The following is a 23868-nucleotide window of genomic DNA, read 5'->3' on the forward strand; positions in this document are numbered from 1 at the left end:
CTCAGCCGGCGGGCGACCGACGTACCTGGTTGGCCTCCCGCATGAGCGCGAATCCGTCGGCGACCGGGCCGACGTGCCCGAGCTTGTCGGGGTTCAGCACGGACCGGATCGCCTGGATGCGCCCGCCGAGCACGTCGAGCGTGAGGGTGTTGACCACCCGGCCGTCGCGGTCGCGCAGGACCGCGCCCGGCTGACCGTTCACCTCGCGCAGCTCGACCGTGACGCCGACCTGCACGAACAGCGGACCGTTGGTGGCCAGCACGCGGGCCACGTTGTCGGCACCGTAGATCCCGGTTCCCCACTGCGGCGCCTTGCCGCCGCCGTCGCCGATCATCTGCACGTCGGCGGCGAGCAGCTCGCGCAGGCCGTCGACGTCGCCCTCGCGCATCGCGTCGAAGAACCGCGCAGCCAGCTCCTCGCGCTCGCGCCGGTCGGCGTCGAACCGGGGCCGGCCGGCGTCCATGTGCCGACGGGCGCGGCCGGCGAGCTGTCGGCACGCGGGCTCGGACCGCCCGACGATCGACGCGATGGACGGGTAGTCGTACCCGAACACGTCGCGCAGCACGAACACGGCGCGCTCCAGCGGGGTGAGGCGTTCGAGCAGCAGGAGCGCCGCCGTCGACACCGAGTCGGCCAGCTCGGCGGCGCGCGCGGGGTCCTCGTACGGGTCCGAGACGAGCGGCTCGGGAAGCCAGGTCCCCACGTACTGCTCGCGCCGCACGCGTGCGGAGCGCAGCACGTCGATCGAGATCCGCGTGACCACCGCCGACAGGAACGCCTTCGTCGACACGGGCTCGGTGGCGGTCGACTCGAAGCGCAGCCACGCGTCCTGCACCGCGTCCTCCGCCTCGCTGACGCTGCCCAGGATGCGGTAGGCGATCGCGAACAGCAGCGGCCGCAGCTCCTCGAACTCGTCGGCCCGGCTCATCCGATGCCCTCCCTGAACCCCTGGCGCCACGACGGGTAGCGCGGCTCCCAGTCGAGCTCGCGCTTGGCCTTCGCGTTCGAGAACCCGCGGCCCTCGGTCATCATCGTCACCGCCACGTCGCCGGCCAGCATCCGGGCGACCCAGACCGGCACGCGCATCGGCGGCCTGGCCCCCGCGGACTGCGCCAGGTAGGGCAGCCACACGTCGGCGGGCGCGGGCTCGTCGTCGACGATGTTGAACACGCCGGTCACCTTCTGCTCGATGGCGAGCACGGTGGCGCTCGCGGCGTCGTCCACGTGGATCCACGACGTGTAGCCCTGGGCCTTCCCGACGAGCGGGAACTGGCGCTTGCGGACGAGCTCGACCTGGTCGTCGGTGGCGCCCGGTCCGTAGAGGCCGCCGTACCGCAGGACGGCGCCGCCCGCGCCGAGCACCGCCGTCTCGAGGTGCCCGATCGCGTCGAAGTTCGGCTGGGCGCTGCTGATCCCCGGGTCCAGCGGGTCCTCCTCGGTCTTGACCCAGCCGCCTTCGCGGATCCCGTTCCAGGCGGCGTAGCCCTGCGCCACCAGGTGCGCGCCGGTCGCGGACGCGGCGGCGACCAGGTGGTCGGTGCCCTCCGTGCGCAGCCGGTTGGTGACGGCGAACCAGCGGTCCATGTGCTTCATGTCCGGCTTTCCCCTGATCGCCGTCATCTCGTGCACGACCGCGTCGGGGCCGGCTGCGGCGACCGCCTCGCCGACCGAGGTGGCGTCCAGCCCGTCCATCACGACGGCCGCGGCGCCCAGACCCTCGATGAGGTCCACCCGGCCCGGCCTGCTCGTCGTCGCCACCACGTCGTGCCCTCGCGCCACCAGCTGCGGCACCAGCCGCCGGCCCACTACTCCCGTACCGCCCGCCACGAACACCCGCATGACCGTTCCTCCTGGGTCGTCCAGCGTCGTCGCGACCTTCGTCGCAACCTCCGTCGGAACCCGAGACGAGGCAGGGGTGGGCGTTGTGACATGCCGTCAGCGGTCAGATCAGCCAGACCGCCCTCCACGGGGCCAGCCACAGGGCGTCGTCGGCGCCGAGGTCGGTCTGCGTGCCGGTGAGGGCGTCGCGCGAGCCGTCCAGCCCGATCGCCCGCAGCCGTGCGCCCGGGAAGGGCCGCCAGTCGCCCGTGACGTTGTAGGCGGCCACCATCGGGCCGAGCGGGTGCCGGCGCACGATCGTGAGCACGCCGGAGTCGTCCGGCGCCAGCACCTCGCTGGCGACGGCCGCGTGGAGGTGCGGCAGCGTCGCCCGGACGCGGGCCAGGTGCCGCAGGCCGCCGTAGACCCGAGCCTCGATCGACGACGGATCGTCCAGCCGGGCGACCACGGCGGGGTCGAGGCGCGGCCGGTGCGCCCAGCGGTTGTCGTCGGCGTGCCCGTCCTCCTGGTCCCACACCGGGTCGTTCGGCAGACCGAGCTCGTCGCCGGACCACAGGACGGGGACGCCGCCCCAGCCGAGGACCACGGCGTGCGCGAGCAGCAGGCGGTCGATCGCGGCGTCGACCCCGTCGCCGGTGGCCCGGGCGGTCTCGAGGCCGACCAGGCTGGCGGCGGTGCCGCTGATCCGCCGGTCGCCCGTGGCCGCATTGTGCTGGAACACGAGCCCGCGGGCGTCGGAGCCGGGGAAGGACCCGGCGTACCAGTCCGAGAGGAAGTGCCGGTGCAGGTACCCGCCGAGCCCCGCGGCGGCCGCGTCCTCGTCGCCGATGGCCCAGCCGATGTCGTCGTGACACCGCACGTACGTGACCCAGGCGGTGCTGGACGGGATCGGCGGGAGCGCGCGCAGGGCGTGCGCCGCGAGCGTCGCGTCCTTCGAGGCGAGCATCGACCACACGTGCACCATGAGGCCGTTGTGGTACGCCAGGTCGCTGACCTTGCCGTGGTGCGCGCCCGTGCCCAGGTACTGCACCAGGTCGGCCGGCCCGACGATGGCCTCCGCCTTGAACACCACGGCGGGGCAGGCGATCCGCGCGACGGCCCGCATGGCCTGCGTGATCGCGTGCACCTCGGGCTGGTTCTGGCAGGAGGTGCCCATCCGCTTCCACAGGAACGCGATCGCGTCGAGCCGGAACACCTCGACGCCCTGGTTGGCCAGGAACAGGACGACGTCGACCAGCTCGGCCAGCACCGCCGGGTTGGACCAGTCGAGGTCCCACTGGTACGCGTGGAACGTGGTCCACACCCATCCCTGGATGTCGTCGTCCCACGTGAAGCTGCCCGGCGCGAAGTCCGGGAACACCTCCCAGAGGGTGCGCTCGTAGGCGTCCGGGACGCTCCGGTCCGGGAACAGGTGGAAGTACTCCCGGTACCGCTGCTCACCCGCCCGCGCCCGCTGCGCCCACTCGTGCTCGCGGGCGACGTGGTCGAGCACCAGGTCGAGCACGAGGCTGATGCCGACGCGCCGCAGGTCGGTGGCCAGTGCGCGGAGGTCGTCCATGGTGCCCAGGTCCGGGCGGACGGTCCGGTAGTCCGCGACCGCGTAGCCGCCGTCGTTGTCGCCGTCGCGGGGGCGCAGCAGGGGCATGAGGTGCAAGTAGGTGACGCCGAGGTCGCGCAGGTAGTCCACCGACTCGCGCACGCCCCGCAGGTCGCCGGCGAACCGCTCCGTGTACGCGGCGTAGCCGAGCATCCGCGGCTGCTGGAACCAGTCCGGCGCCAGCGTGCGCTCCTGGTCGAGCCGGTGCAGGTCGGGGTCCCGCACGGCGTAGGCGCGGGCGGCGGCCCCGACGAGGTCGACCAGCAGGACCCGGCCCGCCTCGCCGGGATAGATCGCCTCGACGCCGTCCCGCAGGTCGGGCCACCAGCGTTCGAGCCGCAGCCCGAACAGCTCACGGCGGGCGGCGTCGATGCTCGCCAGCCCCGCGTCTGCGGCCGCGCGGACCTCGGGGGGCAGCGTCGCGCTCATCCTGGAGACGCCTCCCGTCGTGACCCGTACGGCTCATTGCCACCCTGGCCCGGCAACCATCGCGCGTCCAGCCGGAACGGTGCCTAGGCTCGGAGCCTCGCCCGACTCATCTGGAGGTCCCGCGCATGAAGAGGATCGTGTTCATCGTCGGCGTCGCCGTCGGTTACCTGTTCGGCACCCAGTCCGGGCGTCGGCAGCTGGATAAGCTGCGCGTCTTCGCCTCGGACGTCTGGGCGGATCCGCGCGTGCAGGGCTACGTGCAGGAGTACGAGGCGCAGGCCGCCGCGTTCGCCAAGCAGCAGGGTGCGGCACTCTGGGAGAAGGCGGTCGACACCGCGAAGAGCGCCACGTCGGGATCGACGACGAAGTACGACGAGCCCGTCGAGCCCCTGATGGACGCGGATGACGCCAACCCCGCCCACTGAGTCGGTCTGGGACTACCCCCGGCCGCCCCGGGTCGAACCGTCCGACGAGCTCGTCGTCGTGCGGCTCGGGGACGTGCTCGTGGCGTCGACGCGGGCAAGCGTGCGTGTGCTCGAGACCAGCCACCCACCCGCGTACTACCTGCCCCTCGACGCCTTCGCGCCCGGCGTCCTCCAGCGGGCCGGCGGGTCGTCGGTGTGCGAGTTCAAGGGCGCCGCGACGTACTTCTCCGTCCGCGCGGGCGGCCGCGTCCTGTCCCGCGTGGGCTGGGGCTACCCGTCGCCGCTGCCGGGGTACGAGGTGCTCGAGGACCGCGTCGCGCTCTATGCGACCGACCTGGCCTGCACCGTCGACGGCGAGCCGGTGCAGCCGCAGGCGGGTGGCTTCTACGGCGGGTGGATCACGTCTCGCGTGACGGGGCCGTTCAAGGGCGGCCCGGGCACGTTCGGCTGGTAGGTCTTGACGTGTGACCAAATGGTCACCTATTGTCGTCGCTATGGACGAGGACCGCGACGACCAGGTGTTCAAGGCACTGGCCGACGCAACCCGCCGGCACCTCCTGGACCAGCTCTTCACGCGTGACGGCCGCACGCTGACGGAGCTGCTCGAGGGCCTCGACATGACCCGGTTCGGTGTCATGAAGCACCTGTCGGTGCTGGAGGAGGCGGGCCTCGTCGTCACCCGGAGATCGGGGCGGGAGAAGCTGCACTTCCTCAACGCCGTCCCGATCCAGCTGATCCACGAACGGTGGATCGACAAGTACGACCTGCTGGGGGCGGAGCGTCTGCACGCCCTCACCGACCTCAAGACCGCACTGGAGTCGACCATGAGCACGAGCACGAGCACCGAGACGGCCACCGTTCTGGTGGTCAACCGGATCTGGATCAAGGCGGACGCCGCCAGCGTCTGGACGGCGATCACGTCGCCCGAGTGGAACGCCCGCTACGGCTACGGGTCGCCGTCCTACTACGACCTCGTGCCGGGCGGCGCGTTCCGCACGCTGCCGTCGCCGGAGATGGGCATGCCCGCCGACCAGCCGATCATCGACGGCGAGGTGATCGAGGTGGTCGAGAACGCGCGCCTCGTGCTCACCTGGCGCACCCTCTGGGACGAGGAGGCACGCGCCGAGGGCTTCCAGCGGCTGACCTACGAGCTCGAGCCCCGCGGCGAGGGCGTCACGCAGCTGACCCTGACGCACGACGTCACCAACGCGCCTCGCAGCGCGGCCCTGCTCTCGGGCGACCTGCCGCAGTTCGGCGGCGGCTGGCCGCAGGTCCTCTCCGACCTCAAGACCCTGCTGGAGACGGGCGCGCCGCTGCAAGGCTGACGCTCGCCCGCAACGTCCGCGCTCACGGGTGCGGACGTTGCGGGTCCTCCGTCAGGGCCTGCGCCGCCGCGGTCGCCGTGGCCACCGGGTCGTCGTCCGAGCGGACCGTGATCCCGTCCTCGTCCGGGGCGAGCGGTTCCAAGGTGGCCAGCTGGCTGGCCAGGAGGCTCGGCGGCATGAAGTGGCCCGGTCGGGCCGCCAGGCGCCGGGCCAGCTCCTCGGGGGTCGCGACGAGGAGCGCGAAGCGGACGCGGCCGTCGGCCGTCCGCAGGATGTCGCGGTACGAGCGGCGCAGCGCGGAGCACGCGACGACCGTCGGGCCGCCGGCGTCGTCCATCGCGTCGCGCACCGCGCGGAGCCACGGGCCGCGGTCGTCGTCGGTCAGCGGGATGCCGGCCCGCATCTTGTCGATGTTGGCCGCGGGGTGCAGCTCGTCGCCCTCGATAAACGGCCTGCCCAGCTGCTCCGCGACCAGCCGCCCGACCGTCGACTTCCCGGTCCCGGACACGCCCATGACGACCAGATGCTCCACGCGCCCACCCTCCCACGCGCTCTGCCGTGCCCACCCTCGCTCGACGTCGACGGGCCTCGGGACATGGGCCTCGCGACGAGAGCGCAGCCCCGGGCAACTAAACTCACGCGGTGCCCTCCCTCGCCATGGACCTGACGCCGCTGCGCGTCAGCCCGGCATTCCGGCGGCTCTGGCTCGGGCTGAGCATCTCGAACCTCGGCGCGCAGCTGACGGTCGTGGCGGTCGGGCTGCAGGTCTACCACCTCACCGGGTCGACCGGTTCGGTGGGTCTGCTCGGCCTCTTCGCACTCGTCCCGTTGGTGGTCTTCGGGCTGTACGGCGGGGCGATCCTCGACCACTACGACCGCCGCACGGTCGCCCTGATCAGCGCGTTCGTGACCTGGTCGGTCACGCTCCTGCTCGCCGTGCAGGCCTGGGCGGGCGTCGAGGAGGTCTGGGTCCTGTTCGTGCTGGTGGCCATCCAGTCCGGTGCGTTCGCCGTCAACGCGCCCGCGCGGTCGGCCATCATCCCGCGCCTGCTCGAGCCCCGGCTGATGCCGGCCGCGAACGCGCTGCAGACGCTCGGCAACAGCATCTCGTTCACCCTCGGGCCGCTGCTCGGTGCCGTGCTGGTCGCCGCGTTCTCGTACGCGACCGCCTACGCCGTCGACGCCCTGCTGTTCACGGCGGCGCTCGTCGCGGTGTTCCGCCTGCCGGCGCAGCCGCCGCTGACCGCCAGCACGGGCCGCGTCGGCATCAGCTCGGTGATCGACGGGTTCCGCTACCTGGGCACCCAGAAGAACGTGCGCATGACGTTCGCCGTGGACCTCGTCGCCATGCTGACCTCGTCGCCTCGCGTGCTGTTCCCCGCGGTCGGGCTGGTCTACCTGGGCGGGGGCGCGACGACGACCGGCGTGATGACGGCCGCGGCCGCCGTCGGCGTCATGCTCGCGGCGCTGCTCTCCGGACGGCTGACCCGCATCCGCTGGCAGGGTCGCATCATCAGCGTGGCGATCGTGATCTGGGGGCTGGCGATCGCCGGCTTCGGCGCGGTGCTCGTGGTGACCGGTGGGACGCACCCCGATCACGTGCTCTGGGTCGCCCTCGCGCTCGCGGTGCTGACGCTCGTGGTCGCCGGCGGCAGCGACGCGGTGAGCGCGGTGTTCCGCCAGACGATCCTGCAGACCGCGACCCCGGACGACATGCGCGGTCGGCTGCAGGGCGTGTTCATCGTGGTGGTCGCGGGCGGCCCGCGCCTCGGCGAGGCGATGCTCGGGGGCGCGGCCGAGCACATCGGCGAGGGCTGGGCGGCCGTCATCGGCGGCTGCCTGTGCGTGATCCTGCTGACGCTGCTGGTCCGCTCGCAGCGCTCGTTCTGGGACTACGACGCCCGCCACCCGGTCCCCTAGCCCCTCCCGGGCGCCGAGATCGTGACCCAGCGACGACTCGTGGGTCGCGACCGACGACCTCGTCGGCAACCCACGAGCTCACCGGCTCAGGTCCGTCACGCGCCCGGCCGGATCACGGCCGGGACGGGTCGACCGACTCGGCGATCTCGCAGGCGGCCACCGCGGCGCCGCCCGTCGACGACGGCGAGCCCGGCTCCACCGAGTCGTGCACGTGCTCCGTCGGGTCGCCGCGCAGTGTCCGCAGGGCGGCCAGGGTGGCCACGACGGCGCATGCGGCGGCGACCACCACGACGAGGAACCCGGCGTGCGACCCGGCGGCGTCGATGCGGGCGCCGGCGACGGAGGACCCGATCGAGACGCCCACCCCGAGCGACGTCCCCACCCAGGTCAGCCCCTCGGTCAGCCGGGACCGCGGCACCAGCTCCTGCACCAGCCCGTTGCCGTTGATGAGGGTCGGTGCGATGGCGAACCCGACGACGAACATCACGGCGGCCAGCGCCGCGAGCGAGTGCACGAAGAAGAACGCGCAGACCCCGACCGCCAGCAGCACCATCCCGTTGGCGAACCGCAGGTAGAGGGGCCGCTTCCACTGGCGGGTGCCGTAGAGCAGCCCGGAGATCAGCGAGCCGAGCGCGAACACCGCGAGGATCGCGCCGGCCAGGCCCTTGGAGCCGGACTCGTCGGCGAAGGCGACCGTCGAGACGTCGGTCGCGCCGAAGATCGAGCCCATCGCGACGAAGACGATGGCGAGCACGATCATGCCGGGCCTGGCCAGCACCGACCCGCGCGGTCGGGGGGAGCCGACCGGCGCGGACGGCGGCTCGGTCGAGCGCAGGGACAGGAACCAGTACCCACCGGCGAGCATGGCGATCAGGGGGACCACCAGGCCGGCGGTGGGCGCGACGCCCGTGGCGAGCAGCGTCGCCACCACGGGTCCGACGACGAACACCAGCTCGTCGAGCGCCGACTCGAGCGAGTAGGCGGTATGCATCCGATGGGCGTCGTCGCCGAGCAACGAGGCCCAGCGCGCCCGCACCAGCGACCCGAACGACCCGATGGACGCACCGGTGACCACCGCGCCGACGAACAGGAAGCCGGCGGGCGCCCCGGCCAGCGCGGAGACGATCAGCCAGACCAGACCGAACGCCGCGATCGCGACGGACGGGTTCATGATCCGTGCCTGCCCGTGCCGGTCGACCAGCCGGGACAGCTGGGGCGAGCAGATCGCCTGCGACACCACGTAGACCGCGGAGACGGCGCCGGCCAGCGCGTAGGAGCCGTACAGCGACGAGACCATGAGCACGATCCCGATGCCGACCATCGACATGGGCAGCCGCGCCAGGACGCCGGACGCGGAGAAGGCGACGGCCCCGGGACGCGACAGCACGTCTCGGTACGGCTGGAGCATGTGGTCAGTGTCGCATCAGGCCTATCGCTCGGCGCGCCCGATGCCCCACCATCGAGGGCATGGTGGATGTGCAGGTCAGGGACGCGCCGGACGAGCACCGGTTCGAGGCGGTCACCGACGGCGTGGTGGTGGCGTTCTCGATGTACGACACGGTCGGCACGACAGTCGTCTTCACGCACACCGAGGTGGATCCGCGCTTCGAGGGGCACGGCATCGCGAGCACCCTCGTCCGGGAGGCGCTCGACGCGGTGCGGGCAAGCGGCCGCGACGTCGTCGCGTACTGCCCGTACGTCAAGGGCTGGATCGCGCGGCACCCCGACTACCAGGACCTCGTGCGTCACTCGAAGAGCTGACGACCGGGTACGGCCGGGTCACCCCGATCGCCGCCCCGACGTGCCGGTGCAGGCCGAAGGGCTCGAGCTGTGGGTCAGCCGGCCAGGGCTGCCGAGACCACGCTCTTCGCCTCGGACTGGACCTCGGCCAGGTGTTCGGCCGAGACGAACGACTCGGCGTAGATCTTGTAGACGTCCTCGGTGCCGGACGGGCGTGCCGCGAACCACGCGTTCTTCGTCGTGACCTTCAGGCCGCCGATCGACGCGCCGTTGCCGGGGGCCTGCGTCAGCCGGGCGGTGATCTCCTCGCCTGCCAGCGTGGTCGCCGTCACCTGCGACGGGGTCAGCGCCGCGAGCGTGGCCTTCTCCTCACGGGTCGCGACGGCATCGACGCGGGCGTACCAGGACGCGCCGAACTCGTCGACCAGCTCGCGGTGGTGCTGGGAGGGCGACTTGCCGGTCGTCGCCAGGATCTCCGAGGCAAGCAGCGCGGGGAGCATGCCGTCCTTGTCGGTGGTCCAGACGGTGCCGTCCTTGCGCAGGAACGATGCGCCCGCGGACTCCTCGCCGCCGAACCCGACGGACCCGTCGACCAGCCCGGGCACGAACCACTTGAACCCGACCGGGACCTCGAGCAGCGTTGCGCCGAGCTGCCTGCCACCCGGTCGATCAGGCTGGACGAGACGAGCGTCTTGCCGATGGCGGTCCCGGGGCGCCAGCCCGGCCGCGCGCCGCCGTACAGGTAGGAGATGGCGACCGCGAGGTAGTGGTTCGGGTTCATCAGGCCGTCGGGCGTGACGATGCCGTGCCGGTCGGAGTCGGCGTCGTTACCGGTCGCGATGTCGAACGGGGGCGGGTCGCCGGCCATGCGCTGCACGAGCGACGCCATCGCGTACGGCGACGAGCAGTCCATGCGGATCTTGCCGTCCCAGTCGAGCGTCATGAACGCCCACCGCGGATCGACCGTCGGGTTCACGACGGTCAGGTCGAGGCCGTAGTACTCGCCGATCTCCCCCCAGTACTCGACGGAGGCACCGCCCAGCGGGTCCGCGCCGATCCGGACGCCCGAGGTCCGGATCGCCTCGACGTCGATGACGTTGGCCAGGTCCGCGACGTAGGACGACAGGAAGTCGTGCCGCAGCGTGGTGTCGGCCGCCACCGCCTGGTCGAGCGAGACGCGGCGGACGTTCCGGAAGCCGGTCGCGAGGATCTCGTTGGCGCGGTCGGCGATCCACCCGGTGGCGTCGGAGTCCGCCGGCCCGCCGTGGGGCGGGTTGTACTTGAACCCACCGTCGCGGGGCGGGTTGTGCGACGGGGTCACGACGATGCCGTCGGCGAGCCCGGGACCGTGCGTGCGTACCCCCTCGGAGGTACCGGCGCCGTTGTGCCGCAGGATCGCGTGGGAGACGGCCGGTGTCGGCGTGTACGAGTCGCGGGCGTCGATGCGTACCTCGACGTCTGCCGCCGCGAGGACCTCCAGCGCGGAGCGCCAGGCCGGCATCGACAACGCGTGCGTGTCGCGGCCGATGAACAGCGGACCGTCGGTGCCCTGACTGCGTCGGTACTCGACGATCGCCGCCGTGATCGCGACGATGTGCGCCTCGTTGAACGCCGTGTCCAGGGCCGATCCGCGGTGGCCGCTGGTGCCGAACGCCACCCGCTGTGCGGGATCGTCCAGATCGGGTTCCCGGTCGTAGTAGGCGCCGGTGAGGGCGTCCAGGTCGACGAGGTCGGACGGCTGGGCGAGTGTTCCGGCGCGCGGGTCCATCTCCCGATCCTCCCGCACGGGCGTGACGTGCGCACCCCCCGACCTGCGATTTCGCAGGGTAGCGACGAACGAGCGGTCGGCCCCCGACCCCCGTTCAGCCGGGGACGGCACCGCCGGTAGCCTTGACCGCATGGCCAAGAACTCGTCCGACTTCGTGCTGCGTCCGTTCGAGGGGCTCCCCGCCGAGCCCGACTGGGTCGCGCTCAAGGAGCTCGTCCCGGCGGCGACCGCCACCGCCCGGACCACCAAGGACCACGGCGCCGTCGATGTTCTGGTCACCACGGTGCTGCCGACGAGCTGGCCCGCGCTGCACCGCGCCGACGGCACGATCCTGCTGGCCCTGCAGACCACGAGCAGCTCGGGCGACACCAGCCGCGACCTCGCGCACGCGCTCCTCGAGGCCATCGACTCGGAGCCCGGCACGGCCGTCGAGACGATCGGACTGCCCGAGTCCGGCCCCCGCCTGCAGGACGTGCTCGACCTGTCCGTGCCGTTCGTCGTGACCATCGAGGAGTCCTTCGCCTACTGGCTGGACCCCGAGACGGAGCGGACCGCGGACCTCGTCGCCGCCATCGAGGAGGCCGATGCCGGCATCATCGACACGAAGAAGCTCGAGGCCGCCGACGCCGCCTACTGGTGCCGGATGGGCGCCCGCGAGTTCCTGCGCTGGGCGCAGCCCCTCGACGAGCAGGTGGTCCTCGACGGGCTCGCTCGCCTGCACGGCGCGCGCCAGTCGGGCTTCGAGGGCGCCAAGTTCGTCGGCTACTTCCGGTCGAGCGGGCTCGTCGTCCCCGTCTGGGAGCTGGCCAAGGGCTCGGAGGCCGAGGACGTCGAGGCGCCGCTCGCCGCGTTCAAGGACGCGTTCCTCGCCGCGATCGCCGACACGACGCCCCTGGATGCGAACGCCCGCCGTGCCCGCGCCGGCCTCGTCGCCCGCCAGGTCACGCTCCGCTGACGCCACCGGGTGAACGGGCGTCCAACCCGCGCCCGAGAACCGGCTCGCGCGGCATCGGTGGCTAGGGTGAGTGGTGTGATGCGCAAGGGCGGAAAGGCCGCCTCCTCGAGGGCTGAAGCCGCTGCACGGACCGAGACCACGGACGAGGTCGCGAGGAGCGAGGCCGCCTCCTCGAGGGCTGAAGCCGCTGCACGGACCGAGACCACGGACGAGGTCGCGAGGAGCGAGGCCGCCTCCTCGAGGGCTGAAGCGGCTGCACGGACCGAGACCACGGACGAGGTCGCGAGGAGCGGGGCCGCCTCCTCGAGGGCTGAAGCCGCTGCACGGACCGAGGCCACGGACGCGGTCGCGAAGGACGAGCCGGCCGAGATCCCACCCGCCGACGGATCCGTGTCGCCCGCACCGGGCCAGCCCGCGGTCAGCGACGCCCGCAAGGCGGCGACCGACGCGCGCAAGGCGGCGGCACACAAGGCGCGACAGCGCGTCGCGGTGATCATCCCGGCCAAGGACGAGTCCCGACGGATCGCCGCGACGGTCCGCTCGGCGCGCGCGATCCCGCACGTCGACCTGGTGCTGGTGGTCGACGACGGCTCCGAGGACGACACGCAGCACGTGGCCCGCGATGCGGGTGCGGTGGTCGTCCGGCACTCGCACAACCGCGGCAAGGCGGCGGCGATGGAGACGGGCGCGGCGGTCGTCGCCATGCGAGACGCCCCCGACCGTCAGCCGCGCATCCTGCTCTTCATCGACGGCGACCTGGGCGAGACCGCCGTGAACACGGCGCCGCTCGTCCCGCCGGTGTTCGAGGGTCACGCCGACCTCGCGATCGCGCTGCTGCCGCCGCAGCCAGGCGCGGGGGGACGGGGGATCGTCGTCGGGGCGGCCCGCCGGGCGATCGCGTCGATGACCGGGTGGACCCCGACGCAACCGCTGTCAGGCATGCGCTGCCTGACGCGCGCCGCGTTCGAGGCGGCGACGCCGCTGGCCCGCGGGTGGGGCGTCGAGACGGGGATGACGATCGACCTGCTCCGCGCGGGTTTCCGCGTGATCGAGGTGCCGTGCGAGCTGCGGCACCGCCCGTCGGGCAGCGACTTCAAGGGTCAGGTGCACCGGGCCGCGCAGTACCGTGACGTCCAGCTGGCCGTGAACGCGCGCCGCGTGCGCCGGGCCGCCGGGGCCGTGAAGCGGACCGTCACACCGAGTCCGCAGCCTCCACAGACGCACCACTGACCTCGTCGGGAACCGTGCCCTCGGGCGCACCCAGCCGCCACTGGGCGGCGGCCGCGACCAGGCAGGGCACGGCGAGCGCGATGCCGGTGGCCGGCACGACGATGCCGGAGTCGTTCATGAGGAACCCGAGGCCCAGGGCGGCGGCGATCGCGGCGACCGCCGGACGCAGCAGCGGGACCGCCTGACGCAGGCCGGCCATCGAGCCGCCGGTCCCCATGAGGGCGCCGCGCTTCGGCCGGCCGCCGGCGATCACCAGCCAGGTCAGGGCGACACCGCCGATCGCGAGCACGAGGTAGCGCCACGACGTCAGGACCCGAAGGTTCACCGAGATCTTGCGGCTGACCACGTCCCACAGGCCTCCGTCGAGGACGGTGGCGAAGAACCTGCCGAGGTGGGTGCGCTGGTCGGGGGGTCGGAGCCAGTCGATCACCGCGAAGCCGCCGACGACGGCCACGCCGATCGCGGCGATGAGCAGGAGCGCCTTCCAGTTCACCTTGCGACCGCTGACGACGATGGTGAGCATCGCGAACGCCAGGATGAGCGCGGGCGGCCCGCCGAAGTCGCTGCCGAGGCCGGGCGCACCGTCGACGACCACGAGCAGCAGGCCGAGGAGCGCGACGAACCAGGTGGCGACAAGACGGTGCCCGCGTCGTAGGAGCGGGTCCGCGACGGCGACCGCGAGCAGGAGCCCGCCGGCGGTGAGCAGGGCGAACGCCTGGTTGCTCATCCCGTAGAACCGCGCGGCCAGGAGGCGGTGCGCGCCCATCGGCGAGTCGATCACGAGGTTGGAGCCGGTGAACGCGTCGATCACCAGCACCACGACCGTCACGCCGGAGACGACCCCGGCCGGCCCGAGCAGGTTCTTGCGCCACGGTCCGACGAGGGCCGCGACGGTGATCACCACGATCCAGCCGGTGAGGGTCCACCAGAACGCGCTGCCGGGTCGGTCGCCACGCCACCAGGGCACGACGTTGGTCAGGAACGAGGCGACCGGGGCGGCGGCCAGGGCCAGTGCGGCGACCCACAGGATGCGCAGCGCCGGGCGCAGGGGGCGGGCGTCCGACCGGCCCTTGCGGGTCAGGATGATCGCCGCGGCGAGGAACAGGACGGCCTGCACCAGCACGAGCCGGCTGGAGTAGGTGGCGCTCAGGGGGCCGATGAGCGACGAGTGCTTCTGGGTGTCGACGAGGAAGGCGAGCCGACCGACCGCCGTGGCCGGTCCGGGGGTGGGCAGGATGTCCGCGCCCGTCAGAGCCGCGGCCGCGTCGTCGAGCCCGATGCTGTCCAGCAGCGTCGGGGTGACGTCGACCGACTGCACGAGCCCCTTCTGCCGCGTGGAACCGGAGGTCAGCAGGGCCTGGGAGTACTGGTCGCCGTTCGGTGCGAGACCCGTGGCGGCGGCGAGCTGGAGGGTCGCGCGACCGGAGTCCGCCAGGGAGACCACCAGCACCGTCGCGCCGGACGCGCGCGCGCCGGCGAGGGCGGCGGCGATCCGGTCGTCGACGGCCTGCACCTGCGACTCGCGGGTGGGCTCGGTGATCGCGTCGGGTCCGGTGATCACGGGGTCCGGCTCGGTCACCACGCCGGGCAGCTCGGGCAGCGGTGCCTCGGTGGCGACGGGTTCCGGCCGGCTCGTCGTCGCGAATCCCGGGTCGCGGATCGAGCCGGCGTCCAGGACGACGAGCGCCGACGTCGACAGCGAGTCGCGCAGCGCGCGGGTGATCCCGGCCGCGGAGCCTGGCACGCTCGCGTGCGTCCCGACGACGTGGCCGGTGCTGTCGGCGAGGGCGATCGCGGCGCCCGGGCCGAAGCCCGACACCGGAGTGCCCGCGTCGGAGAGGGCGTCGCCGAGCATGCCCGGCTTCGCACCGTAGGACTCGGCCGCGGCCGCCTCGAGGTAGTCCGACCAGGCGGGCACGGTGCCGTCGGACCCGGGGGACCGCAGGGTGCGGCAGGTCCGGTCGGCGGCCGGTGCGTCCGCAGCGCGGGTGCCGGTCGAGACGACGAGCCAGCCGTCGACGGGGCAGGACCGGGCCGCCACGCTCCGCGCGGCCACCAGGCCGATCGCGCCCTCACGGGACAGGCTCCAGAGGGCGGGCGTGGTCAGGGCGCCGACGTCGTCCCAGCGCAGGCCGGTGACGCCCACCAGCAGGACGGGCGGCGCGGCCTCGGCGGTCGCGGTCGGAGCCGCCTGCGCGGGGCCCGCCAGGGTCAGTCCGGCGACGCCGGCGACCAGCGCGAGCACGAGGATGCGCAGGAGCCGACGCCGGGGCGCGCGCGGGAGGACAGGGGTCGGCACCGTTCCAGCCTACGGGCGCACTACCCTCGACCCGGGCGTACCCGAGTCCCAGGCCCGGGATCACCACCACATCGACGCAGGAGGAGCACGCCATGACGGACGCGCTGCTGACCGTGCTCCCGAGGTATGCCTACCTCGGGCCGGCGGGCACGTTCACCGAGGCTGCGCTGCGTCAGGTGGTCGCCGCCGACGCCTGCGTCGACCTCCCGGTCTCCGACGTCGCCTCCGCGATCGACGCGGTGCGCTCGGGCGCCGCGGACTTCGCCGTCGTCGCGATCGAGAGCACGGTCGAGGGCGGGGTGACGGCCACGCTCGACAGCCTCGTCGCCGGCAAGCCGCTGGTGATCCTGCGCGAGGTGCTCGTGCCCGTGCAGTTCACGCTCGCCGCCGCGCCCGGGGTCACGCTGGCCGACGTCCGCCGCGTGTCCGCGCACCCGCACGCCTGGGTGCAGTGCCGGCACTGGCTGGCCAGCCACCTGCCCGGCAGCGTGCACGTCCCGGCGACGTCCAACACCGCTCCCGCGGCCCTGATCGCGTCCGGGGAGTCCCCGCTGAGCTTCGACGCGGCCCTGGTACCACCGGCCGCGGTGGACCTGTACAACCTGGTCTCGCTGGCGCAGGGCATCGCCGACAACCCGTCCGCGCAGACCCGGTTCGTCGTCATCGGCAAGCCCGGGACCGTCCCGCCGCGCACGGGCGCCGACAAGACGACCCTCGTGGTGCACCTGCCCGACAACGAGGCCGGCGCCCTGCTCGCGATGCTGGAGCAGTTCGCGGCGCGCGGAGTGAACCTGTCGCGGATCGAGTCGCGGCCGATCGGCGACGCCCTCGGCCGGTACTCGTTCTCCATGGACGCCGACGGGCACATCACCGACGAGCGCATGGGCGAGGCGGTGATGGGGCTGCGTCGCCGGTGCCCGTTCGTGCTGTACCTCGGCTCGTACCCGCGGGCCGACGGCGTCGCGCCGACCGTCCACCTGGGCACGACCGACGACGACTTCCTCGGCGCGCGGAACTGGTTGACGTCGATCCGCGACGGCGACGCGACCTAGAAGGACGCCACCCGCACGACGAGCGCCCCGGGGTCGACGCGCGCGCTGAGCTCGGCGACGCGGCCCACCAGGTCGCCGTCCACCTGCACGTGCTCGCCGCCCTGGACGGCCAGGCGCACCTCCTGGGCGCGTGTGTGGTCGATGCGGCCGATCTTCGCCGGCAGGTCGTTCCGCACACCCACGCCCTGCATCATCACCTCGCCCCACAGCTGCGCCCAGCCGGCGATCCCGGCGCGCGTGTCGATCGCCGCGATGTCGAGCCAGCCGTCGTCGAGGACCGCGTCGGGCAGCAGGGTGATGCCGCCGGGGAGCTTGCCGCAGTTGCCGATCAGCAGGCTGCGCAGCCGGGCGGACCGCATCGGCTGGTCGTCGAGCGCCAGGTGCATGCGGGTGCGACGACCGTGCAGGTGCTTGAACCCGGCGACGAAGTACGCGATCCAGCCGACGCGGCGCTTGAGCTGCTCGTCGGTGTCGGCCACCATCGCGGCGTCGAAGCCGAGCCCGGCGATGACGAGGAACAGGAAGTCGCGCAGAGCCTCGGTCTCGGGGTCGGCGGTGCCACCGTCCGCCTCCGACTCCCAGGTGATGACCTTGAGCCAGCCGACGTCGATCGTCCGGTCGCGGCCGTCGAGGGCGATGAGGATGGCGGCGATCGGGTCGCTGAGCGGCAGGTCGAGGTTGCGTGCGAGCAGGTTTCCGGTGCCGAGCGGTACGAGGCCCATCGGCACGCCGGTCCCGACCAGACCTTCCGCGACCGCGCGCACCGTCCCGTCGCCGCCGATCGCGACCACCACGTCGGCGCCCTCGGCCACGGCCTTGCGCGCCTGCCCGATGCCGGGGTCGGCGACGGTCGTCTCGAACCAGAGCGGCTCAGGGCGATTGTGCTCGCGCGTGTAGCGCTCGATCGCCGCCCGCAGCCGGTCCACGTCCGGCTTGGACGGGTTGGCGACGAAGGCCACCTGCTGGCCGGACGCCTCGACGTCCCGGGCCAGCTGCAGGGCCCGCCGTGCGGCACGGTTGCGGGGCGACTCGATGCGTCGGCGCAGCTCCTTCTTGCGCAGCCACAGGGCGACGACCAGGAGCACCGCCGAGAGCACGGCGACTCCGATGCTCACCGCGACCCAGGCCTCCCACGTCATGGGCAGAATCTACGGCCCCGCCACCGGAATGCATCAGCGCATACCCAGCGCGCTCCCAGATCGACCCGCGCCGTGGAATGCGGTCGGAGGCTTCGAGTGCGGTCGGTAGGGTCGTGGGGTGATCGATCTGCGGCTCCTACGGGAGGATCCTGACGTCGTCCGGGCGAGCCAGGCGGCGCGTGGCGACGACCCCCACCTGGTCGACCAGGTGCTCGACGCCGACGCGCGCCGACGCTCCGCGCTCACCGAGTTCGAGACCCTGCGCGCCGAGCAGAAGAACCTGGGCAAGCAGGTCGCGCAGGCGAGCGGGGACGACAAGCAGGCGCTGCTGGCCCGCGGCAAGCAGCTGGCCGAGCAGGTCAAGGCCCTGCAGTCCGACGCCGATGCCGCCGACCAGCTGGCCACCGAGCTCAGCCGTCGTATCTCCAACGTCGTCGAGGAGGGCGTCCCCGCGGGTGGTGAGAACGACTACGTCGTGCTCAAGCACGTCGGCGAGGGACGCGACTTCACCGCCGAGTACGGCACCGACTTCGTGGTCCAGGACCACCTGTCGCTGGGCGAGGGCCTGCAGGCCATCGACACCGTGCGCGGCGCCAAGGTGTCCGGGGCCCGGTTCTACTACCTGACCGGGATCGGCGCGCGGCTCGAGCTCGCGCTGCTGAACGCGGCGGTCGACAAGGCCCTGGCCGCCGGGTTCACGCCGGTGATCACCCCGACGCTGGTCAAGCCCGAGATCATGGCCGGCACCGGGTTCCTCGGCGCCCACGCGGACGAGATCTACCGCCTCGAGGCCGACGACCTGTACCTCGTCGGGACCAGCGAGGTCGCCCTGGCGGGCTACCACTCGGGCGAGATCCTGGACCTGTCGCAGGGGCCCAAGCGGTACGCGGGCTGGTCCGCCTGCTACCGGCGCGAGGCCGGCTCCTACGGCAAGGACACCCGCGGGATCATCCGTGTCCACCAGTTCCACAAGGTCGAGGCCTTCAGCTACACGACGATCGAGGACGCCGCCGACGAGCACCGCCGCATCCTCGCGTGGGAGGAGGAGATGCTCGCGCTGGCCGAGCTTCCCTACCGCGTGATCGACACGGCGGCCGGCGACCTGGGCTCGAGCGCCGCCCGCAAGTTCGACTGCGAGGCGTGGCTGCCCAGCCAGCAACGGTTCCTCGAGCTCACCTCGACCTCCAACTGCACGACCTTCCAGGCCCGGCGCCTCGGCGTCCGCGAGCGCACGGCCGACGGGTCCGTGCGGCCCGTCGCGACGCTCAACGGCACGCTGGCCACGACGCGCTGGTTGGTCGCCCTGCTCGAGAACCACCAGCTCGCGGACGGGTCGGTGCGCGTCCCGGTGGGTCTGCGGCCGTACCTCGGAGGCCTCGAGGTGCTGGAGCCCGTCCGATGACGCGGGTCGACCTGCTGGCCTTGGACGTCGACGGCACGCTGATGACCTACGACGGGGTCATCTCGGCCGGGGTGGTCGAGCAGGTCGGTCGGCTGCGCGACGCGGGCGTGCACATCGTGCTGGCCACCGGCCGCGGCGTGCACTCCGCGGTGCCCGTGGCCAACGAGCTCGGCCTGGACGACGGTTGGGTCGTGTGCTCCAACGGGGCGGTCACGGCGCGGATCGACCCGGCAGCCGAGCACGGCTACGAGGTGACGCGGACGGTGACCTTCGACCCCGGTCCCGCCCTGCGCGCGATCGTCATGGAGCTCCCCGACGCGCTCTACGCCGTCGAGGACCTCGGCGTCGGCTTCCGCGTCTCCGGCGACTTCCCCGAGGGTGAGCTGTCCGGCGAGCTGGAGCGCGTGAGCTTCGACGTCCTCGCCGACACCCCCGCGACCCGCGTGATCATCCGGGCCCCCAACAGCAGTCCCGACGACTTCCACGCCGTCGTCGCCCGGGTCGGTCTGCACGAGGTCGAGTACGCCGTCGGCTGGAGCGCGTGGCTCGACCTGACGCCCGGCGGCGTCTCCAAGGCGAGCGCCCTGGAGGAGATCCGCCGGGACCTCGGCGTCGAGCCGCACGCCACCGTTGCCATCGGCGACGGCAGCAACGACGTGCAGATGCTCCGCTGGGCCGCCCGCGGGGTCGCCATGGGGCACGCCCCGGAGGCCACCCGCCTGGCCGCCGACGAGGTCACCGGCGGCATCGAGGACGACGGCGCGCTCGCCGTCCTGCGCGGCCTGAGGGCCTGACCCGCTCGGCCCGGCCGCATCGGTCTGCCCGGTTGACCTAGCCTGGGCCGGTGCCCGCCCCGCTGCTGTTCGCCCTGTCCGGGCTGACGCAGTACCTCGGGGCCGCGGTCGCCGTGCGCGTGTTCGGCACGCTGACGCCGGCGAGCGTCGCATGGCTGCGCGTCACCATCGCGGCGGTCGTCCTGCTGCTGTGGCGGCGGCCGTGGCGGACGCGCGGGTTGTGGACCTGGCCGGCGCTCCGCACGGCGATCGTGTTCGGCATCGTGCTGGCGCTGATGAACGTGACCTTCTACATCGCGATCGACCACCTGCCGCTCGGCACCGCCGTGGCCATCGAGTTCCTGGGTCCCGTGGCCGTCGCGGCGTTCACCGGGCACGGCTGGCGCGACCGCGCCGGCATCGGGATCGCGGCCCTCGGCGTGGTGCTGCTCGCCGGCGTCTCCTTGACGACGGGCTCCGAGGCCGCCGTGGGGCTGGTCGCCATCTTCCTGGCGGCGGCGTGCTGGGCGGCCTACATCCTGCTCGGTCGCCGGGTCGCCCACGGGCGCGCAGGGGGAGTGACGGGTCTGGCGGTCGCGATGTCCGCCGGTGCGGTCGTGTTCGCGCCGTTCCTGTCCTCCGGCGCGGCGCCCGTGCTGCACGACGGCCGCCTGGCGGTGCTCGTCGTCGTGATCGCGGTGTGCTCGTCGGTGGTGCCGTACGCGATCGAGCAGGTGGTGCTGCGGCGCGTACGGGCGGCGACGTTCGCGGTCCTGCTGGCGATGCTGCCGGCCATGGCGGCCCTCGTCGGCGCGGTCGCCCTGCAGCAGGTCCCCCACGGGCTGGATCTCGTGGGTCTCCTGCTCATCACGGGCGCCATCGTGCTGACCGGCCTGGACAGCGAGACCGACGACGTCCCACCCCCCGCCTGACGTCGTTCGACCGGAAGTTCTACAGGTACTGGCCCGTCGAGCGCTGGGGGTCGTCGTCGGTCGTGATGGCCATGCCCGGGTGCGGCGGACCGGGCGGGAGCGCGCGGCGTGGACCACCCATCTGGACCTGGTTGCCCATCTGCTGCACGACGAGCGCGGTCTGGATGCCGTGGAACAGTCCCTCGAGCCAGCCGACCAGCTGGGCCTGGGCGATCCGCAGCTCGGCGTCGGAGGGCGCCTGGTCCTCGACGAACGGCAGCGTGATGCGGTGCAGCTCCGCGACCAGCTCCGGCGACAGGCCCTCCTCGAGCTCGTGCAGCGACCGTTCGTGGATCTCGGCCAGCCGCAGGCGCGCGGCGTCGTCGAGCGGGGCGCTGCGGACCTCGTCGAGAAGCTGCTTGATCATCGTGCCGATCCGCATGACCTTGGCCGGCTGCTCGACGAGCGACGAGATGTCCTCGGCCTCCGCCTCGGTCTCAGGCGCGTCGGACGACTGCACGACCACGACGCGGGGGACCTGGGGCTCGCTCTCGCTCATCTGGGCATTGTGTCCGACGGCGCCCGATCCGCCCACTGGTCACGTCGGAACCATTCCTCCATTCTCGTTAGGGTGACGTCCATGGCCTGGCTGACTACCCCTGCCCATGCCCGGTGGCTCGAAGGTGAGACCGACCGGCTCCTCGACTTCGGACGACGCAGCGTCGTCCCCGGCGGCTTCGCCCGGCAGGACGAGACGGGTGAGCCCGTCGACGGGCCGCTGGAGCTGTGGATCGCGTGCCGGATGACGCACGTGTACGCCATCGGGCACCTGCTCGGGCGGGCGGGTTCGTCGGCGATCGTCGACCACGGGCTCGACGCGCTGCGCGGCGCCTTCCACGACGACGAGCACGGCGGCTGGTTCGCCGAGGTCGCACGGGACGGCACGCCGGTCGACCCCGCCAAGGCCGCCTACCCGCACGCCTTCGTCATCCTGGCGACGTCGTCGGCGACCGCCGCCGGCCGCCCCGGCGCCAGGGAGCTGCTCGACGAGGCGCTGGCCGTCTCGTCGCGGTACTTCTGGGACCACGAGGCAGGCATGTCGGTCGAGCAGTGGGACCGCGCGTTCTCCGTTCTCGACGACTACCGGGGCGTCAACGCCAACATGCACACCGTCGAGGCGTACCTGGCCGCGGCCGACGTCACGGGCGACCGCCCCTGGCTCGACCGCGCGGTGCGCATCATCTCGACCGTGGTGCACGGGTTCGCGGCCGGCAACCGGTGGCGCATCCCGGAGCATTTCGATGCCAGGTGGAACCCCGACCTCGCCTACAACATCGACGAGCCCGCGCACCCGTTCCGCCCCTACGGCGCCACGATCGGCCACTGGTTGGAGTGGTCCCGGCTCACGCTGCACGCCCGCGCGGCCCTCACGGCGCGGGGTGACGTCGCCCCCGCCTGGATGCTCACCGATGCGACGGCACTCTTCGACACCGCCGTCGCGGAGGGCTGGGACGTCGACGGTGCGCCCGGATTCGTCTACACGGTCGACTGGTCAGGCAAGCCGGTCGTGCGCGAGCGCATGCACTGGGTCGCCGCCGAGGCGGTCGGGGCCGCAGCCGCGCTGCACGCGGCGACGGGCGAGCAGCGGTTCGACGACGCGTACACCACGTGGTGGGAGTACATCGGCGCGCACCACCTCGACCGCGTCGGCGGCTCGTGGTGGCACGAGCTGGGCACGACGAACGAGGTGTCGCGGACGGTCTGGGCCGGAAAGGCCGACCTCTACCACGCGGTCCAGGCGACGCTCATCCCACGCCTGCCGCTGACCCCGATGATCGTCCCGGCGCTCGCGGCAGGTCTCCTGGACTGACCTCGCCGCGCTCCGGCACGCGGTCAGGGGATCAGGAGGACCTTGCCGAAGGCCTCGCCGGACTCGAGCAGGCGGTGGGCCTCGGGCGCCTGGTCGAAGGGGAGACGGGCGTGCACGACGGGGTGCACGGTGCCGTCCTCGACGAACGGCCAGACGTGCCGCCGGACGCCGTCGAGGATCGCGACCTTCTCCTCGAGGGGTCGCGACCGCAGCATCGTGCCCAGGACGGCCGCGCGCTTGGCCATCAGTACGGAGAGGTCGATCTCGCCGCGCCGACCCTGCTGCAGGCCGATGACGACCAGGCGACCGTCGACGGCGAGCATCCCGAGGTTCTCGGCGAGGCCGCCCGCGCCCAGCACGTCGAGGATGACGTCGACGCCGAGCCCGTCGGTGGCGGAGAGAACACGGTCGGGAAGCCCAGGCAGCCGATGGTCGAACGAGGACGCGGCCCCCAACGCCCCGAGCCGCGCGGTGCGCTCTGGCCCCCCGGCCGTCGCCAGGACCCGCGTGCCCAGGGCGTGGGCGATCTGGACGGCCAGCGACCCGATGCCGCCGGAACCTCCGCGCACCAGCAGCGTCTCGCCGGGCGAGAGCCGAGCCGCCCGGAGGTTGGACCAGACGGTCGCGACGCCCTCGGGGAGCGCCGCCGCGTCGATCGTCGCGAGCTCGTCGGGAATCGGCAGCGCCAGCCCCGCGGGCACGGCGACGCGTTCGGCGTACCCGCCCCCGGGCAGCAGGGCGGCGACCCGGTCGCCCACGCGCCAGCCGTCCCCAGCCACGCCGGCGCCCACCTCGACCACCCGCCCGGAGACCTCGAGGCCCGGCCAGGAGGGTGCGCCCGGGGGCGGGGGGTACTGTCCGAGACGCTGGAGGAGGTCCGCACGGTTGACACCGGCCGCTGCGACCTCGACCGTCAGGTCGTTCGGTCCGGGTTCGGGCTCGGGCACGTCGCGGACGGCCAGGACCTCCGGGCCCCCGGCTTCCGTGATCACGACCGCGCGCACGACGGCACACTAACTCGCTGCAACCTCCCCGCACTTCGACGTAGCCGCCGGTAGGTTCCGATCGTCATCTCGAACCGTGCACGACACCCCCGTTAGCACAGGTGACCCGCAGTTCGGGAGCAAGTCCTCGTATCCCAGCGGGTGACGTCCATGGCAAACTCTGGCCGCGGGCTAATGGTCCGGCGTCCAG

General features: G+C 73.0%; 21 protein-coding genes and 1 pseudogene. 12 read left to right on the plus strand and 10 right to left on the minus strand.

Features of this window, described 5'->3' with window-relative positions; genetic code table 11:
• Position 1: 1 nt before the first annotated feature.
• The 3 genes from AC38ZX_RS00960 to AC38ZX_RS00970 all read right to left on the minus strand — a co-directional run bounded on the left by AC38ZX_RS00960 (position 2) and on the right by AC38ZX_RS00970 (position 3865).
• A complete protein-coding gene (locus tag AC38ZX_RS00960) occupies positions 2 to 928 on the minus strand; it encodes an RNA polymerase sigma-70 factor (RefSeq protein ID WP_491296003.1) in 927 nt (308 codons plus the stop codon).
• On the minus strand, positions 925 to 1839 hold the full coding sequence (locus AC38ZX_RS00965; RefSeq protein WP_426594026.1) for an NAD-dependent epimerase/dehydratase family protein: 915 nt from the start codon (positions 1837 to 1839) through the stop codon (positions 925 to 927). The genes AC38ZX_RS00960 and AC38ZX_RS00965 overlap by 4 nt, the downstream gene beginning before the upstream one ends.
• 103 nt (positions 1840 to 1942) lie before the next feature.
• Positions 1943 to 3865 (minus strand): alpha-amylase family protein, encoded by a 1923-nt coding sequence (locus AC38ZX_RS00970; RefSeq protein WP_491296004.1) that lies wholly within the window; start codon positions 3863 to 3865, stop codon positions 1943 to 1945.
• 125 nt (positions 3866 to 3990) lie between these two features.
• Between AC38ZX_RS00970 and AC38ZX_RS00975 the strand changes: the two genes are divergently transcribed.
• Genes AC38ZX_RS00975 through AC38ZX_RS00985 form a run of 3 tightly spaced genes read left to right on the plus strand, consistent with a single transcriptional unit; the run spans position 3991 to position 5615 of the window.
• A complete protein-coding gene (locus tag AC38ZX_RS00975) occupies positions 3991 to 4290 on the plus strand; it encodes a YtxH domain-containing protein (RefSeq protein ID WP_491296005.1) in 300 nt (99 codons plus the stop codon).
• Complete coding sequence (locus AC38ZX_RS00980; RefSeq protein ID WP_426594029.1) at positions 4268 to 4744, plus strand: DUF427 domain-containing protein; 477 nt, start codon at positions 4268 to 4270, stop codon at positions 4742 to 4744. Before AC38ZX_RS00975 ends, AC38ZX_RS00980 begins: the two co-directional genes overlap by 23 nt.
• Before the next feature lie 40 nt (positions 4745 to 4784).
• The gene (locus AC38ZX_RS00985) at positions 4785 to 5615 is read left to right on the plus strand and encodes an ArsR/SmtB family transcription factor (RefSeq protein ID WP_426594030.1); all 831 of its coding nucleotides are present in this window, start codon (positions 4785 to 4787) and stop codon (positions 5613 to 5615) included.
• Between the two features lie 22 nt (positions 5616 to 5637).
• Here AC38ZX_RS00985 and AC38ZX_RS00990 read toward each other — a convergent pair whose 3' ends face one another.
• Positions 5638 to 6147: a gluconokinase gene (locus tag AC38ZX_RS00990; RefSeq protein WP_491296006.1), complete on the minus strand. Its 510-nt coding sequence runs from the start codon at positions 6145 to 6147 to the stop codon at positions 5638 to 5640.
• Between the two features lie 110 nt (positions 6148 to 6257).
• Here AC38ZX_RS00990 and AC38ZX_RS00995 point away from each other — a divergent pair, with 110 nt between their 5' ends.
• Entirely contained in the window at positions 6258 to 7535 is a 1278-nt protein-coding gene (locus AC38ZX_RS00995) for an MFS transporter (RefSeq protein ID WP_491296007.1), read from the plus strand.
• A gap of 112 nt (positions 7536 to 7647) precedes the next feature.
• Here AC38ZX_RS00995 and AC38ZX_RS01000 read toward each other — a convergent pair whose 3' ends face one another.
• Positions 7648 to 8943, minus strand: a complete 1296-nt coding sequence (locus AC38ZX_RS01000) for an MFS transporter (protein ID WP_426594032.1) — start codon at positions 8941 to 8943, stop codon at positions 7648 to 7650.
• A 59-nt stretch (positions 8944 to 9002) separates the two neighbouring features.
• Between AC38ZX_RS01000 and AC38ZX_RS01005 the strand changes: the two genes are divergently transcribed.
• On the plus strand, positions 9003 to 9296 hold the full coding sequence (locus tag AC38ZX_RS01005) for a GNAT family N-acetyltransferase (protein ID WP_491296008.1): 294 nt from the start codon (positions 9003 to 9005) through the stop codon (positions 9294 to 9296).
• Positions 9297 to 9370: 74 nt separating this feature from the next.
• Here AC38ZX_RS01005 and pgm read toward each other — a convergent pair.
• A pseudogene (gene pgm, locus AC38ZX_RS01010) lies at positions 9371 to 11043 on the minus strand (phosphoglucomutase (alpha-D-glucose-1,6-bisphosphate-dependent)).
• Positions 11044 to 11173: 130 nt separating this feature from the next.
• On the opposite strand from pgm, the gene AC38ZX_RS01015 reads away from it, so the two are divergent.
• Both AC38ZX_RS01015 and AC38ZX_RS01020 read left to right on the plus strand, forming a co-directional pair.
• Entirely contained in the window at positions 11174 to 11998 is an 825-nt protein-coding gene (locus AC38ZX_RS01015) for a DUF5926 family protein (protein WP_426594035.1), read from the plus strand.
• Between the two features lie 489 nt (positions 11999 to 12487).
• Positions 12488 to 13228, plus strand: coding sequence for a glycosyltransferase family 2 protein (locus AC38ZX_RS01020; RefSeq protein WP_426595846.1), 741 nt, complete (start codon positions 12488 to 12490; stop codon positions 13226 to 13228).
• On the opposite strand, the gene AC38ZX_RS01025 is transcribed toward AC38ZX_RS01020, so the two are convergent.
• On the minus strand, positions 13191 to 15527 hold the full coding sequence (locus AC38ZX_RS01025; protein WP_491296009.1) for a hypothetical protein: 2337 nt from the start codon (positions 15525 to 15527) through the stop codon (positions 13191 to 13193). The two genes, AC38ZX_RS01020 and AC38ZX_RS01025, sit on opposite strands and share 38 nt — an antisense overlap.
• A gap of 92 nt (positions 15528 to 15619) precedes the next feature.
• On the opposite strand from AC38ZX_RS01025, the gene pheA reads away from it, so the two are divergent.
• Positions 15620 to 16579, plus strand: coding sequence for a prephenate dehydratase (pheA, locus tag AC38ZX_RS01030; RefSeq protein WP_491296010.1), 960 nt, complete (start codon positions 15620 to 15622; stop codon positions 16577 to 16579).
• Here pheA and AC38ZX_RS01035 read toward each other — a convergent pair.
• Positions 16576 to 17718 carry a diacylglycerol/lipid kinase family protein gene (locus tag AC38ZX_RS01035; protein WP_426594038.1) on the minus strand — a complete coding sequence of 381 codons (1143 nt, stop codon included), beginning with the start codon at positions 17716 to 17718 and terminating at the stop codon, positions 16576 to 16578. The genes pheA and AC38ZX_RS01035 overlap by 4 nt on opposite strands.
• A gap of 118 nt (positions 17719 to 17836) precedes the next feature.
• Here AC38ZX_RS01035 and serS point away from each other — a divergent pair, with 118 nt between their 5' ends.
• From serS to AC38ZX_RS01050, 3 genes are read left to right on the plus strand one after another with little or no spacing between them, the layout of a single operon-like run.
• Positions 17837 to 19120 carry a serine--tRNA ligase gene (gene serS / locus AC38ZX_RS01040; protein WP_426594039.1) on the plus strand — a complete coding sequence of 428 codons (1284 nt, stop codon included), beginning with the start codon at positions 17837 to 17839 and terminating at the stop codon, positions 19118 to 19120.
• A complete protein-coding gene (locus AC38ZX_RS01045) occupies positions 19117 to 19914 on the plus strand; it encodes an HAD family hydrolase (protein WP_426594040.1) in 798 nt (265 codons plus the stop codon). The genes serS and AC38ZX_RS01045 overlap by 4 nt, the downstream gene beginning before the upstream one ends.
• A gap of 50 nt (positions 19915 to 19964) precedes the next feature.
• Complete coding sequence (locus tag AC38ZX_RS01050) at positions 19965 to 20825, plus strand: EamA family transporter (protein ID WP_491296011.1); 861 nt, start codon at positions 19965 to 19967, stop codon at positions 20823 to 20825.
• Positions 20826 to 20844: 19 nt separating this feature from the next.
• On the opposite strand, the gene AC38ZX_RS01055 is transcribed toward AC38ZX_RS01050, so the two are convergent.
• Complete coding sequence (locus AC38ZX_RS01055) at positions 20845 to 21363, minus strand: bacterial proteasome activator family protein (RefSeq protein ID WP_426594042.1); 519 nt, start codon at positions 21361 to 21363, stop codon at positions 20845 to 20847.
• Positions 21364 to 21444: 81 nt separating this feature from the next.
• On the opposite strand from AC38ZX_RS01055, the gene AC38ZX_RS01060 reads away from it, so the two are divergent.
• Positions 21445 to 22674, plus strand: coding sequence for an AGE family epimerase/isomerase (locus tag AC38ZX_RS01060; RefSeq protein WP_491296012.1), 1230 nt, complete (start codon positions 21445 to 21447; stop codon positions 22672 to 22674).
• Positions 22675 to 22697: 23 nt separating this feature from the next.
• Here AC38ZX_RS01060 and AC38ZX_RS01065 read toward each other — a convergent pair whose 3' ends face one another.
• Positions 22698 to 23678: an NAD(P)H-quinone oxidoreductase gene (locus AC38ZX_RS01065; protein WP_491296013.1), complete on the minus strand. Its 981-nt coding sequence runs from the start codon at positions 23676 to 23678 to the stop codon at positions 22698 to 22700.
• Positions 23679 to 23868 lie beyond the last annotated feature (190 nt).

The organism is Cellulomonas sp. McL0606 (genome assembly GCF_058248365.1).